Annotated in this window: 12 protein-coding genes and 1 pseudogene; 9 read left to right on the top strand and 4 right to left on the bottom strand. The window is 57.0% G+C overall.

Annotated features, from left to right (window positions below):
- Positions 1-40: 40 nt before the first annotated feature.
- From RRU01S_RS12065 to RRU01S_RS12045, 5 genes and pseudogenes are all read left to right on the top strand, one after another.
- The gene (locus tag RRU01S_RS12065; RefSeq protein ID WP_045230513.1) at positions 41-748 is read left to right on the top strand and encodes a GntR family transcriptional regulator; all 708 of its coding nucleotides are present in this window, start codon (positions 41-43) and stop codon (positions 746-748) included.
- 11 nt (positions 749-759) lie between these two features.
- Positions 760-1,545 (top strand): annotated as a pseudogene (locus tag RRU01S_RS12060) (transporter substrate-binding domain-containing protein).
- 69 nt (positions 1,546-1,614) lie between these two features.
- Positions 1,615-2,286, top strand: coding sequence for an amino acid ABC transporter permease (locus RRU01S_RS12055; RefSeq protein WP_045230512.1), 672 nt, complete (start codon positions 1,615-1,617; stop codon positions 2,284-2,286).
- The gene (locus RRU01S_RS12050; RefSeq protein ID WP_045230511.1) at positions 2,283-2,942 is read left to right on the top strand and encodes an amino acid ABC transporter permease; all 660 of its coding nucleotides are present in this window, start codon (positions 2,283-2,285) and stop codon (positions 2,940-2,942) included. The genes RRU01S_RS12055 and RRU01S_RS12050 overlap by 4 nt, the downstream gene beginning before the upstream one ends.
- A complete protein-coding gene (locus tag RRU01S_RS12045; RefSeq protein ID WP_045230510.1) occupies positions 2,920-3,651 on the top strand; it encodes an amino acid ABC transporter ATP-binding protein in 732 nt (243 codons plus the stop codon). Before RRU01S_RS12050 ends, RRU01S_RS12045 begins: the two co-directional genes overlap by 23 nt.
- 82 nt (positions 3,652-3,733) lie before the next feature.
- On the opposite strand, the gene gltA is transcribed toward RRU01S_RS12045, so the two are convergent.
- Positions 3,734-5,023, bottom strand: coding sequence for a citrate synthase (gene gltA / locus RRU01S_RS12040; protein WP_045230509.1), 1,290 nt, complete (start codon positions 5,021-5,023; stop codon positions 3,734-3,736).
- Positions 5,024-5,285: 262 nt separating this feature from the next.
- Here gltA and RRU01S_RS12035 point away from each other — a divergent pair, with 262 nt between their 5' ends.
- Positions 5,286-7,769, top strand: coding sequence for a ComEC/Rec2 family competence protein (locus RRU01S_RS12035; RefSeq protein ID WP_244446083.1), 2,484 nt, complete (start codon positions 5,286-5,288; stop codon positions 7,767-7,769).
- Positions 7,770-7,802: 33 nt separating this feature from the next.
- On the opposite strand, the gene RRU01S_RS12030 is transcribed toward RRU01S_RS12035, so the two are convergent.
- Together RRU01S_RS12030 and lexA are read right to left on the bottom strand one after the other, a co-directional pair.
- On the bottom strand, positions 7,803-8,480 hold the full coding sequence (locus tag RRU01S_RS12030; RefSeq protein WP_045230508.1) for a glutathione S-transferase family protein: 678 nt from the start codon (positions 8,478-8,480) through the stop codon (positions 7,803-7,805).
- A gap of 475 nt (positions 8,481-8,955) precedes the next feature.
- Positions 8,956-9,669 (bottom strand): transcriptional repressor LexA, encoded by a 714-nt coding sequence (gene lexA / locus RRU01S_RS12025; protein ID WP_045230507.1) that lies wholly within the window; start codon positions 9,667-9,669, stop codon positions 8,956-8,958.
- A gap of 205 nt (positions 9,670-9,874) precedes the next feature.
- On the opposite strand from lexA, the gene RRU01S_RS12020 reads away from it, so the two are divergent.
- The 3 genes from RRU01S_RS12020 (at position 9,875) to eno (ending at position 13,093) form a co-directional block, all read left to right on the top strand.
- Positions 9,875-10,750: a VOC family protein gene (locus RRU01S_RS12020; protein ID WP_045230506.1), complete on the top strand. Its 876-nt coding sequence runs from the start codon at positions 9,875-9,877 to the stop codon at positions 10,748-10,750.
- The gene (gene kdsA, locus RRU01S_RS12015; protein ID WP_045230505.1) at positions 10,747-11,595 is read left to right on the top strand and encodes a 3-deoxy-8-phosphooctulonate synthase; all 849 of its coding nucleotides are present in this window, start codon (positions 10,747-10,749) and stop codon (positions 11,593-11,595) included. The genes RRU01S_RS12020 and kdsA overlap by 4 nt, the downstream gene beginning before the upstream one ends.
- A gap of 223 nt (positions 11,596-11,818) precedes the next feature.
- Positions 11,819-13,093 carry a phosphopyruvate hydratase gene (gene eno / locus RRU01S_RS12010; protein ID WP_045230504.1) on the top strand — a complete coding sequence of 425 codons (1,275 nt, stop codon included), beginning with the start codon at positions 11,819-11,821 and terminating at the stop codon, positions 13,091-13,093.
- 50 nt (positions 13,094-13,143) lie between these two features.
- Here the strand turns inward: eno and RRU01S_RS12005 are convergent, their stop codons facing one another.
- Entirely contained in the window at positions 13,144-14,205 is a 1,062-nt protein-coding gene (locus RRU01S_RS12005) for a LacI family transcriptional regulator (protein WP_045230633.1), read from the bottom strand.
- Positions 14,206-14,352: the final 147 nt, after the last annotated feature.

Raw genomic sequence — 14,352 nt, 5'->3', positions numbered from 1 at the left:
GATCCTGCAGACTGGCACACAGCTTGCTTACCAGTCTTGTATGCAAGATAGACATACAGTCCAGTCAGACCAAAGCACGATAGAACAGGCCATCGTATCTGGCATTCTGTCAGCACGCATACGCCCGGGCACCCGGCTGGGCGAGACGCAGCTTGCGGAAATTTATGGTGTCTCGAGAACCAAGATTCGCGAAGCCATGATGCGGCTCGTGACGCGGGGTGTCGTTGAGGTCAGCCCGCGCCGGGGCTGGTTCGTTGTGGAGCCATCAGCGGAGCAGGCGGTAACGGTGTATCAGGCGCGGCGTGTCATCGAGTTTGGCTTGCTGCGCACGATGACGAAGCTACCGGCGACCGGACGCCAGATCCTTCTCGACCATTTGGACGCAGAGAAGGAAGCGTTGGCTGTCGCCGACCGTCAGCGGCTGACTTGCCTAATGGGTGATTTCCATATCCGCATTGCTGAGATTGCCGGCAACACGATCATCATCGATTTGCTACGTGATCTCACTGCACGCACCATCCTCATTTCGATGCTCTATCAATCCGATTTTTACGCCGCGCAGTCCCATGAAGGGCACTGCCGCATCTTCGATGCGATGGATGCGGGTGATTTCACGCATGCGGCAGAGCTTGCCGTCACGCATCTGGATGAGGTCGAGACGGGGTTGGACCTCACACGCCAAAGAGACCGCCTCTCGGACCTTCGCAGTTCTCTTTCCCTTCCACCGCTTCATGTTGTTAACCCATAGGAGATTTCAAGATGTTCAACAGACGTGCTTTTTTTGCCGCCATCGCCATTGCTGCCGGCACAGGTTTTGCCGCGCCAGTCTTTGCAGATGCCCTGAGTGACATCTCGTCTCGCGGCGCAATCCGCGTCGCCGTGCCGCAGGACTTCCCGCCTTTTGGAAGCGTCGGCATCGATATGGCACCCCGCGGCTACGACATCGATGTGGCAAACCTGATTGCCGAAAAGCTCGGCGTAAAGGCCGAACTCGTGCCTGTCACCAGCGCCAACCGCGTGCCTTACCTCCAGACAAACAAAGTCGATCTGGTCATTTCCAGCCTTGGCAAAAACGCGGACCGAGAGAAGGTCATCGATTTCTCTGTTGCCTAAGCGCCCTTCTTCAATGGTGTGTTCGCGCCTGATAGCGTCAAGATCGAAAAGGCCGAAGACCTCTCCGGCAAGACCATCGGCGTCACACGCGGTGCGGTGGAAGACCTTGAACTGACGAAAATCGCGCCTGCCGACACCACCATCAAGCGTTACGAAGACAACAACGGCACGATCTCGGCATTCCTCTCCGGCCAGGTCGAGACCGTCGCGACGGGCAATGTCGTCGCGGCGGCTATTCTGGAAAAGAACCCGCCGAAGCGCCCGGAGCTGAAGTTCCTCATGAAGAATTCTCCCTGCTTCATCGGCCTGAACAAGGACCAGCCGGCTCTGCGTGAAAAGGTCGATGCGATCCTTGCCGCTGCCAAGGCGGATGGCAGCCTGAACGCCATTGTGCAAAAGTGGCTGAAGACCGATCTTCCCAAGGATATTTAAGACCATTTAAAGTCGCGCCTCGTCATCACGCGGGGCGCGGTTCCTTGTACTTTTTCGAAAGGAACCGTCGTGAATTACACCTTCGAGTTCGGGTGGCTTCTCGAATATTATCCGGCCATCGTCAAAGGCGTGTTGATCACCCTTCAACTGATCGCAATCGGTGGCATCCTGGGGATCGCGCTTGGTATTTTCTGTGCCTGGGTTCGTGCGCTCGGGCCAACATGGCTGCGTCCGCCGATTGCCCTTTATGTCGAGCTGATCCGCAACACACCGTTTCTGATCCAGTTGTTCTTCATCTTTTTCGGCCTGCCATCGCTCGGATTGCAGCTGACGGAACTGACGGCGGCCAACATCGCGATGGTCATCAATCTGGGTGCCTATAGCTGCGAAATCATTCGCGCTGGTATTCAGGCAACGCCAAAGGGCCAGTTCGAGGCGGGTGCAAGCCTTGCCATGACGCCGTTCGAGACGTTTCGCCACGTGGTGATCGTGCCGTCGCTTCAGCGCATCTGGCCGGCTCTGTCGTCACAGGTTGTCATCGTCATGCTGGGGTCTTCCGTGGTTTCGCAAATTGCAGCCGAGGACCTGACCTTTGCCGCCAATTTCATCCAGTCGCGCACATTCCGCGCCTTTGAAGCCTATATGGTCTCGACCGTCATCTATCTCGTCCTTGCCATCCTGCTGCGACAGATACTGCTTGTGGTCGGCGGCTTGGTTTTTTCCAGAAGGAGTGCCCGATGATCGAGTTTTCCACTTGGGACATATTGCGAAACCTGCTGCTGGCAGCGCGCTGGACGGTGCTGCTATCGCTCGTCTCTTTCATCGGCGGCGCACTGGTCGGCCTTGTGCTGCTGTTCATGCGCATTTCCAAAAAGAAATCGCTGCGGATCTTTTCCAAATATTATGTCGAGCTGTTTCAGGGCACGCCGCTGCTGATGCAGCTGTTCATCGCGTTTTTTGGGCTGGGGCTGGTGGGAATCGACGTTCCCGCTTGGCTTGCCGCGACGATAACCCTCATTCTGTGGGCAGCGGCGTTTCTGACGGAGATATGGCGTGGCTGTGTCGAGGCGGTCAACAAGGGGCAGTGGGAGGCGTCCGCCAGCCTTGGCATGGGACGCTTTCAGCAGATGCGCTATGTCATCATGCCCCAGGCCATGCGCGTCGCCATTCCGCCAACCGTCGGCTTTGCCGTTCAGGTCATCAAGGGAACGGCGGTGACATCGATCATCGGCTTCGTGGAGCTTTCCAAGGCAGGCACGGTGGTTACCAACGCCACCTTCCAGCCCTTCACCGTTTATGGCCTCGTTGCCCTCATTTATTTCGCGCTGTGCTGGCCACTGTCGAAAAGCAGCCAGATTCTCGAAAGGAAGCTTAATGTCGCTCATCGAAATCACTGAAGTCCGCAAGAGCTACGGCACCAACGAGGTGCTGAAAGGCATCAACCTCGATATCGAACCAGGCGAGGTTATCGCGATCATTGGGAAGAGCGGCTCGGGAAAGTCGACGCTGCTGCGCTGTGTCAACGGTCTGGAGACGATCTCATCGGGCGCGATCTCCGTCGCAGGCGCGCAGTTTCTGGATGACGAACTGCATCTGAAGGCGCTGCGCCTGAAGGTTGGCATGATCTTCCAGCAGTTCAATCTGTTTCCGCATCTGACTGTCGGCGGAAACGTCATGCTGTCGCAAACTGTCGTCAAGAAAACGCGGAAAGCGGAAGCGGCGGCGCTGGCGCGCAAGATGCTGGAACGCGTGGGTCTGGCCCACAAGTTCGATGCCTATCCCGACGAACTCTCCGGCGGCCAGCAGCAGCGCGTTGCCATCGCCCGCGCGCTCGCCATGCAGCCGACAGCGCTTTTGTGCGATGAGATCACCTCGGCGCTTGACCCGGAACTTGTGGCCGAAGTTTTAGCCGTCGTACGAGAACTGGCAGCGGAAGGCATGACGCTTGTCATGGTCACCCATGAAATGAAATTCGCCCGCGATGTCTGCTCCCGCGTCGTCTTCATGCATGAGGGAAAGGTCCACGAAATCGGCCCGCCGGAGGAGGTGTTCTCAGCGCCGAGGACAGCGGAACTGAAACAGTTCTTGGGAATGACGACGCATTAAGATCGATGATCCGGCGCGGATAAAAGACATAAAAAAAGCCGGGCGTTGACCCGGCTTTTGTTTTCTATTCAGACGCCCAAACTTAGCGCTTGGAAACAGGCGTGTAATCGCGCTTGGCTTCGCCGGTGTAGAGCTGGCGAGGGCGACCGATGCGCTGCTGCGGGTCTTCGATCATTTCGTTCCACTGTGCGATCCAGCCGACGGTGCGGGCGAGAGCGAAGAGAACGGTGAACATGGTTGTGGGGAAGCCGAGCGCCTTCAGCGTGATGCCGGAGTAGAAGTCGACGTTCGGGTAGAGCTTCTTTTCAACGAAATATGGATCAGACAGAGCGATCTTTTCCAGCTCCAACGCAACCTGCATGATCGGGTCGTCACCATTGCCGGTGGCTTCCAGAACTTCATACATCGTCTTCTGCATGATCTTGGCGCGCGGATCGTAGTTCTTGTAAACGCGGTGACCAAAGCCCATCAGGCGGAACGGATCGTTCTTGTCCTTGGCGCGGGCGATATATTCCGGAATACGATCAACCGTGCCGATTTCGTTGAGCATGTTGAGCGCCGCTTCATTGGCACCGCCATGGGCAGGGCCCCAGAGGCAGGCAATGCCCGCTGCGATACAGGCAAACGGGTTGGCACCCGAAGAGCCGGCGAGACGCACGGTGGATGTGGATGCGTTCTGCTCATGGTCGGCATGCAAAATGAAGATGCGGTCCATGGCGCGGGCCAGAACAGGATCGACCTTGTAGTCTTCGCAGGGAACGGCGAAGCACATGTTGAGGAAGTTGGATGCGTAATCCAGATCGTTCTTCGGATAAACGAAAGGCTGGCCAATATGATATTTATAGGCCATCGCCGCAATCGTCGGCATCTTGGCGATCATGCGCAGCGAAGCGACCATGCGCTGGTGCGGATCTGTGATGTCGGTCGAGTCGTGATAGAAGGCCGAGAGCGCACCGACCGTGCCGCACATGACGGCCATGGGGTGGGCGTCGCGGCGATAGCCGGTAAAGAAGCGGCTCATCTGTTCATGCACCATGGTGTGGCGCGTGACGCGGGTGTCGAAGTCCTTCTTCTGCGCCGTCGTCGGCAATTCGCCGTAGAGCAGCAGATAGCAGGTCTCGAGGAAGTCGCCCTGTTCGGCCAATTGCTCGATCGGGTAACCGCTGTGCAGAAGAACGCCTTCGTCACCATCGATATAGGTGATCTTGGATTCGCAAGACGCAGTCGATGTGAAGCCGGGGTCGTAGGTGAAGGTGCCGGTGTTCTTGTAAAGCGTGCCGATATCGACAACCTTAGGTCCGATCGTGCCTTCTCGGACAGGAAGATCGACCTTATTGTCGCCGAGTGTCACTGTCGCGCTAGTTTCCGTCATACCATACCTCCGAAATATGCAGGCGATGCGGGGTGACGCATCAGCCAGTTTAAGCGTCAGCGATTTAGCTATATGATCCGAGCGATAAAGCCAAGCTATGCGAAGGGCGAATTGTGCATTGCGGCACGCCAAAATCCCGAAATGGAGCATTTCTACGGCATCGTGTTTCATTCTAGGTCAACGCTTCCTTAATCGCGCAACCCGTTGCAATCTGCCTTTCCTGGTTGCAAACTAAGCCCTTGCGGCAGGGGGCGCCAGTCGTGTGAACGTGCAGGAAGACAAACAGCAGATCCGAGCTGCAGCAACGGGTTTCGTCTCGCAGACGGACCTCGATGATTTGCTGTTGCCGCTGCATACCTCCAGAGGCGCGCTGGTCGCGACTGAGCATTTTCCGCATCGCTCAAAAAGCAAGGCCTTGCGTTTCAGCGAAGGCCTTCGCCGGTGCCTCGCGGAAGAAAGCGCCTATCGGCAGGGCTTTCTCTTCATTCCCGTTTTCATCGCCGCGGGTGCCGCATTCTGGTTTGCGCTTCCGATCACACCATCACCGTTGATGTTGTTGGGTGTTGCCGTTTGCATGGCCGCGATCGCTGTTGCGACGTTTCATCGCCCGGGCGTGATGCCCGCTATTTTGAAGGCCGCGGTGCTGATCTTTGTCGGCATGCTGCTGTCCGATTGGGAGGCGCGTCGGGCAGGGACCATCATTCTCGACACGTCGGTAACGACGATGATCAGCGGAACCGTGGAACGCCGCGAACTGGATGCGAGGGGGTACTGGCGCTATCTGGTTGCGTTGAAATCCACCACGGAGCCGACAATCACGCGCCCGCCGGAGCGGGTCTCCGTTGTGTCGCGCAGTCGCCATGAGGCAGTGGGTATCGGCCAGACGATCACCGGCAAAGCCCGCCTCTCGCCGCCATCCGGCCCGGCTTTGCCGGGGCTCAATGATTTTGCCTTCGCATCCTATTTCAATGGCGTCGGCGCGACAGGATTTTTCTACGGTGCACCCAAGCCGGTCTCATCCAACCCGGATCAGCAAGAGACAAAACCATGGGCTCAGGCGGCCGATACGTGGCTTTACAAACTTCGAAGTGACATCGCCCAGCGCATCCGTGATCTGATCGGCGGCGATGCGGGTGCTTTCGCGGCATCCATTGTCACCGATGAGAGACGTGCGATTTCCAATGATACGATGGAGGCGCTGCGCGTTTCCGGTCTGGCGCATATTGTTGCGATCTCAGGGCTCAACATGGCGCTGGCGGCCGGCATCTTCTTTGTGGGCATGCGAACGGCATTCAGCCTTTTTCCGGGGTTTTCGCAGCGCTGGCCCGTCAAGAAAATATCCGCCTTCGCCGCCCTTTTGATGACGCTGGCCTATTACCTGATCTCAGGCTTTGCCGTTTCGGCGGAACGTGCGTGGCTGATGATGTCGATCATGCTGTTTGCCGTGCTGGTCGATAGGCCCTCGATCAGCCTGCGCAACGTGGCGCTGTCTGCGATCATCATCATCGTCCTATCACCGCACGAGGTGATGGGGCCGAGCTTCCAGATGTCCTTTGCCGCAACCCTTGCGCTGGTATCGGGATATGCCGCCTGGAGCCGGTGGCGTGGCGACCGCGAAGGTCTGGCGATGGCGCATCCGCCATGGTGGTTGTCGCTGTCGTCCAAGGTGGCGACCGTCATCGGCGGTGTGGTCATCACGTCACTGATCGGTGGCATCTCGACGGCCATCTATTCCATCGAACATTTCCACCGTATCACCGCCTATGGTCTGGCTGCCAATCTTGCGGCGATGCCGATCATGTCGCTGATCGTCATGCCGTTTGGACTGGTGGGAATGCTGCTGATGCCGTTCGGGCTGGATGGACCTTTCCTCAAGGTCATGGGCTATGGCATGGCCATGGTCATCGAAATCGCCAAGGAGGTTTCGAGCTGGGGCGGCGACACCACGATCGGCCGCCAGAACGGCTGGTTTCTGGCGGTGTCGACCAGCGGGTTCATGCTGATTGCGCTGCTGCGGACACGGCTTGCGCTGATCGGACTACCCTTCATTGTCGCCGGATTTGTCATGTTGGTGACCGAGCAATGGCGCAGCAAGCCGGATGTGCTGATCTATGAAGATGGCTCGCTTGTCGCTCTCCTGTCCAACGATGCGGTGGCGACGACCAAACAACGCGGCTCCGGTTTCGTCTATGAGCAGTGGGATAGAGCGCTGCCACTGCCAGCCCAGCACATTGGAGCGAAAATGCTCGATTCCCCGACGCCCGATGAGGACGACACAGGAGAGACCGCAGCCACACCGTCGCGGCGTTTTACCACGCTCAGCGATGCAGACAGACGCAAAGCTGCGCAGGACATGACGGCGGCGATATCGGCTGCGGAGGTGTTTACCTGTCGCAAGGACATGTGGTGCGTGGCGAAATCTGCCAAGGACGTGACCGTCGCCGTCGTCGGCAACACGGCCTTCACCGGTACGGCTTGCGATGTCGCCGACATCGTCGTGACCACGCGCCGATCACCCTTTGCCACCTGTCGATCCGGTGCCATTCTCATCAGCTCCGATACGTTGCGACGCACCGGCTCGCTGGAACTATGGCTTGGGAGCAAGGATCAGCCGGTGGTGCGCGCAAGTGCTGCGATGCAAGGGCAGAACCGTTTCTGGACGATGCATCGCAATTATGATTGGCGCAGCAAGAGCTATGATGCCGCATTGCCTGACCATATCGAGCAGATGTTGTCAGCCAACTAGTAATCCGCTTGGCCGATATTCGTCTCCTTCGGCCTAGTTGCCGCGTAAATCTTCCAACCACTCTCCGACCGCCCGCGCTTCGGCCTCATGCCCAGCGTCTCGCCACACTTCCTGCAACGCAGCTGTTTGCCATTTTGTCATCGCGGGGACGGACAGAAGCAGGTTGTTGTAGCGCGCGCCTGCCTCAGACAGAACCGTTCCATAGGTCTGGAACCGGAACGCGACAGGGCAGAAAAAAGCATCGACCGCCGTGAACGTCTCACCCGCAAGAAAGGGACCGCCAAATGCAGAAAGCCCTTGCTGCCATAAGGCGTCGACGCGGGAGATGTCATTTTGCAGGCTCGCACTGATCTGGCTTGGCCGGATACGAAGGCCGACCGTCATGGGGTGCTGGTTGCGCAGCGTTGAGAACCCCGCGTGCATTTCCGCTGTGGCAGATCTGGACCACGCACGCGCCTTGGCGTCATGGGCCCAGACGCCCTCGTGCCGTTCCGCCAGATACTCGATGATGGAGACGGATTCCCAAATGGTGAGGTCGCCATCAACCAGGCAGGGGACTTTGCCCGTTGGCGAAAATGATGTGAAGTCGTGCGCCGCCTCGCCAAAGGGCACCAGCTTTTCTGCAAACGGAATTGCAAGCTCTTCCATCAACACCCACGGCCGTAACGACCAAGACGAGTAGTTCTTGTTGGTTATATACAGTTCATACATAAGACGCCCCTTGTTGTAATAGGAGGTTACCGCAGGTGCCACAGCCGATACAGACAGATCGAGCGATGGCAGACGTCAAATTAATTGATGGGGAATGTGGATGTTGATTGCGAGGGCATAAGCTCCGCCGAAACACAGTCAGGGCGGGATAAAATACCGATCACACGCTTCTTACTGAAGCGAATCGTAAGTCGGCTAATGAGTTAGATGACATTCCACTTTGTCTGTAAAATGAGGCGCTGCCAGCGGAACCGGAAACTTCAGAATTGACGTCACTATTGATCAATCTCAATTAAATCGAGGCTATGTGGGTCTTGAGCGCAAATGAGTGTGCGTCCTCCACCGCCTACCACCACATCGACGGTTATCGATCATCGACCATAAGCAATTTTTTGGTGAGACATTCAGCGTCCGTTAAGAGGCGAAGCGCCCTCAATCAGAGCGCTTCAACGAATCCACCTTGCATCATCTGCCTTTAGTGATAGCGGCGAATGAGGCCAACCAGCTTGCCTTGGATTTTGACGCGATCCGGCCCGAAAATACGGGTTTCATAGGCAGGATTGGCGGCTTCCAGCGCAATCGACGCGCCCTTGCGGCGGAAACGTTTCAGGGTTGCCTCTTCATCATCTACCAAGGCAACGACGATATCGCCAGGGTTTGCGGTGTTCACGTCGCGAATGATGACGGTGTCGCCATCGAAAATACCCGCTTCGATCATCGAATCGCCTTTGACTTCCAGCGCGTAATGCTCGCCCGAACCCAGCATATCCATGGGAACGACCACGTCATGCGTGTTGTTCTGGATGGCGGAGATGGGAACGCCCGCTGCGATGCGGCCCATGACAGGCACGCTGACGGCGTTGGACATCGCATCGTTTGCGGGTGGCGGTGGCTCGACAGCCTTTGGTTTGCCAAGACTGCCTTCGATAACGCTCGGCGAAAAGCCGCGCGGCGGCTTGGCCGTGGGTGTATAGGACTCAGGAAGCTTGATGACTTCGAGGGCACGGGCACGATTCGGTAGCCGGCGAATGAAGCCGCGTTCTTCCAGAGCCGTGATCAATCGGTGGATGCCGGATTTGGAAGCGAGATCGAGTGCGTCCTTCATTTCATCGAAGGATGGGGGCACGCCTGATTCTTTCATTCGTTCATGAATGAAGAGAAGCAATTCCTGCTGTTTGCGCGTGAGCATGGACAAATACCCTTGGAATTCGAGGCGAAGATTCGCGAAACAAATACAGAACGAACACTATATGTTCCATATGTGTTCTGCAATCCCCTAAAATTTTGTGAAGGCCCCATGATTTTGCTTCGTCTCGCGTGACATAGTCACAGTCCAAGAGTTGTGAACAGTTCAGAGCGTATGTGTGGCATATAAAACAGGCAAGGATTTCCAAATGAGCTGTGACGTCGATCATCTCGTCCTGCCGGTTTCGAGCCTCGATTTGGCACGGAAAAGGCTTTCGTTGTTAGGCTTTACTATCGCTGCGAACGCCAGACACCCCTTCGGAACAGATAATGCCTGCGTCTTTCTGAAAGACGGGACATATCTCGAACCTTTGGCAATCTCTGATGCTCAAACCTATTCGGCCAATGCGGCGGCTGGAAACGCCTTCGTTGCGAAGGACAAACAGTTTCGCGATAAACGCGGCCAGGATGGTTTTTCGGCGCTTGTTGCCAAGAGCGATGACGCCGATTCGGATCACCAGCGCTTCGTGGCCGCACAAATGTCTGGCGGAGACGCCTTTTCCTTCAGTCGGCCGGTCACACTGCCAGATGGCGGTGTGTCTGAAGCCAGCTTTCGTCTGGCCTTTGCGAGCTATGACGAGAGTGACTTTTTCTTCTTCGCGTGTCAGCGCATTGCAGCACTTCCGGCTGACCGCTCCAGCCTCGAGCGCCACGAAAACGGTGTCACCGGCATCCATGAGGTGGTGTTGAGCGCTAACAGCCCCGATGACTTCGCTGCTTTGGTCGAGACAGTCTTTGGTGTGTCGGCGGTTAAAGACAGTGATGGCGAACTTTATATCCAGACGTCGAATGTCGGTATCCGGGTTCTCACACCAGCGAGTGCACACCATCTTTTTGACACGGCGACGCAGAATACCGCTTCTGGTTTAACCGGCGAGGGAATCGTCTTTTCGGTGTCCGATCTCGCCGTGACAGCAGCCGTGCTTGCTGCTAATGGCGTTGCATACACGCGCAAGGGCACCCGTTTGCTGGTCCAGCCAGCATCCGGTCAAGGTGCGATATTTGCTTTTGAGGAGCTAGAATGAGCGTTCAGAACAATCTTGAGGTGGTCGTCGGCGAAGGTGCCGGACAGGTCACCTTTTCCAACACGAAACGATTCTCGCTGATCGCTGGCCCCTGCCAGATGGAAAGCCGCGACCATGCCTTCATGATTGCCGAAAACCTAGCTGAGCTTTGCGGCAAGCTGGGGCTGGGGCTGGTCTACAAGTCGTCTTACGACAAGGCCAACCGCACCTCTCTGTCCGGTCAGCGCGGCATTGGCATCGATAAGGCGCTTGAAGTCTTTGCGGAGTTGAAGCAGCAGTTCGGCTTTCCGGTTCTCTCCGATATCCACACGGAAGAACAGTGCGCGACCGTCGCGCCTGTCATCGACATTCTGCAAATCCCTGCCTTCCTCAGCCGTCAGACAGACCTTCTCGTTGCAGCCGCCAAGACCGGTCGCGTGATCAACGTCAAGAAAGGCCAGTTCCTGGCGCCTTGGGATATGAAGAATGTGCTGGCCAAGCTGAATGACAGCGGCAATCCGAATGTGCTTTTGTGCGAACGCGGTGCGTCCTTCGGTTACAACACGCTTGTCTCCGACATGCGCTCTTTGCCCATCATGGCGTCGCTCGGCGCGCCAGTCGTGTTCGATGCGACCCATTCGGTTCAGCAGCCAGGCGGGCAGGGCGGTTCCACGGGTGGTCAGCGTGAATTTGTTGAAACACTGTCGCGGGCGGCTGTCGCGGTCGGTATTGCCGGTCTGTTCGTGGAAACGCATGAAGACCCTGACAATGCGCCGTCTGATGGCCCGAACATGGTTCACCTGAAAGACATGCCGAAGCTTCTGGAAAAGCTGCTGGCCTTTGACGATATCGCCAAATCGGTGTGACGGGTTTTGGCCTCAATCGACTTTTATGCACAAACGGCGCCTGATCGGGCGCCGTCATTGTAATTTCTTGATGGTCGTCTAAAGCGACTGAGGAAATTCCATCGAGTCGTCATTCCGACGCTCTGTTTATCGCGCAACTCTTCGGAAAAGCGCTTCACAGGCTTCGGTATGCGCTCTAAGACAGGCAACTGAAAATCCTGTTCCAGTCCCAAAGGGAGAGATCATGACAGCCATTACCGACATCATCGCACGCGAAATCCTCGACAGCCGTGGCAACCCGACTGTTGAAGTCGACGTCTATCTCGAAGACGGTTCCTTTGGTCGCGCAGCGGTTCCATCGGGTGCCTCGACGGGTGCGCATGAAGCTGTCGAATTGCGCGACGGTGGCAAGCGTTACCTCGGTAAGGGTGTCGAGAAGGCCGTTGAAGCCGTCAACACGGAAATCTTCGATGCTCTCGGTGGTTTCGATGCCGAAAGCCAGATCCATGTCGATAACACGCTGATCGAACTCGACGGCACGCCGAACAAGTCCCGCCTCGGTGCAAACGCCATCCTCGGTGTTTCCCTGGCTGTCGCCAAGGCTGCGGCCGAAACCACAGGTCTGCCGCTCTATCGTTACGTTGGTGGCCCGAACGCGCATCTGCTGCCGGTTCCGATGATGAACATCATCAATGGCGGTGCGCATGCCGACAACCCAATCGACTTCCAGGAATTCATGATCATGCCGGTTGGCGCGGAAAGCATCCGTGACGCCGTGCGCATCGGCGCGGAAATCTTCCACGTTCTGAAAAAGGAACTGTCGGCACAGGGCTTCAATACAAACGTTGGTGATGAAGGCGGTTTTGCGCCGGGTCTGAAAAGCGCGCCTGAAGCTCTCGACTTCATCATGAAGTCGGTCGAAAAGGCTGGTTACAAGCCAGGCGACGACGTTGCGCTCGCTCTCGATTGCGCCTCGACAGAATTCTTCAAGAACGGCAAGTACGAGATGGAAGGCGAGGGCCGCACGCTCGAGCCTGAAGCCATGGCGGATTACCTCGCGGAACTCGCAGCCAAGTACCCGATCATCTCCATCGAAGACGGTATGGCCGAAGACGATTGGGACGGCTGGAAGTACCTGACCGACAAGATCGGCTCCAAGGTTCAGCTAGTCGGCGACGATCTTTTCGTCACCAATTCCGCACGCCTGCGTGACGGTATCAAGATGGGCGTTGCCAACTCTATCCTGGTCAAAGTTAACCAGATCGGCTCGCTGACGGAAACGCTCGACGCCGTCGAAACCGCACACAAGGCTGGCTACACCGCCGTCATGTCTCACCGCTCCGGCGAGACGGAAGATTCCACGATTGCCGATCTTTCGGTTGCGACCAACTGCGGACAGATCAAGACCGGCTCGCTCTCGCGCTCCGACCGTCTTGCCAAATACAACCAGCTGATCCGCATCGAAGAAATGCTGGGTCCACAGGCCGCCTACGCCGGTCGTTCGATCCTGCGCGGCTAAGCTATTCACACGATATTCGAACAAGAGGCCCGGATCGCTCCGGGCCTTTTCTATGCGCCGAATTTGGGGGTGCGACTGGACCAGACGGGCTGGCTCAAGGTTTGCAAGCCCGCCACCGGCTTTCCGTCAATGCGCGCCAGCAGGGCTTTGGCCAGTTCACGGCCCGCCAGCTTGATGTCTTCATTCACCGTGTGAATTTCCGGACGAAGCCAGTTCAAAAAGTCTGCAGATTGTTTGGATACGACGTCGATATCCTTGCCAACCTTTTTCCCCGCTTCCTCAACACCTGCGATGAAGGCGATGGTGGATGTGCCGCTGATCGAGACGAGCCCGTCGGGACAATCCGGTGCGCTCATCAGCGTTTGGCTGACCTCCTTGATCTGGTCCAATGGCGTGTCGTTGCTGATGATGCCGTTCAGCGCAAACTCGCCAACACTGAAATCGCGCAAGCCGCGCTCAAAGCCACGCCGGGCGAAGTCGTGATAGGAAAACTGCTTAGGTGGTAAAAGAACGGCGATGCGCTTTCGCCCGCATTGCGACAGCCGTTTGACCGCCTCATAGACGTAAGCCTCGTTGTCGAAATCATGATAGGGATGCTCGATGCCCATCTCGGTGCGCCCATGGGCAGCAAAGGGCATATTGCGCTCCGTCATGAAGCGCACACGCGGATCGTCCGGCTGCATTTTTGAGATGATGACGCCATCGGCCGAGCCCGTATCCAGAATATAACGGATCGGGATCATCGGGTCTTTGGCGTGGGTGTGCGGCGTGACGACCAGATGATACTGGGTGCTGGCTAGCACCTCGGTAATGCCGAACACCATCTGGGTTGTGAAGCCCATCAGCTCTTCATCGACGCTGAGAACCAGAGCTATGACATTGGTCTTGCCGGTGCGAAGACGTACGCCGGCACGGTTCGGCTGATAACCGATCTGTTGCGCGACCTGGCGCACACGCTCCTTGGTTTCGGCGCCGATATCCGGTGCATCCTTTAAGGCGCGGGATACGGTGGTGATGCCGAGGCCTGTCATATAGGCGATCGTCTTGAGGGTGGGGCGCTCGTAACCCGCAAATGGCTGGCCGCTCTGTCCGGGTTTTATGCTGTCATTCATGTCGCCACTCACCATACGTTCTCGTGATATGGTAGAGCGCTTTTCGACCGTTGCAAAGCGCAGAGCCGCTTTGGGTGCGGATTGCGTGGTAGCGAGCAGTAACGATACAGCGGTGAATGCGTGATTTTGGCAGAATCAGGGGAGGAC

Source organism: Agrobacterium rubi TR3 = NBRC 13261, from assembly GCF_000739935.1.
GTDB classification, from domain to species: Bacteria; Pseudomonadota; Alphaproteobacteria; order Rhizobiales; family Rhizobiaceae; genus Agrobacterium; species Agrobacterium rubi.
Note: the sequence above shows the minus strand (reverse complement) of the source record. Positions and strands in the feature narration are given on the sequence as shown.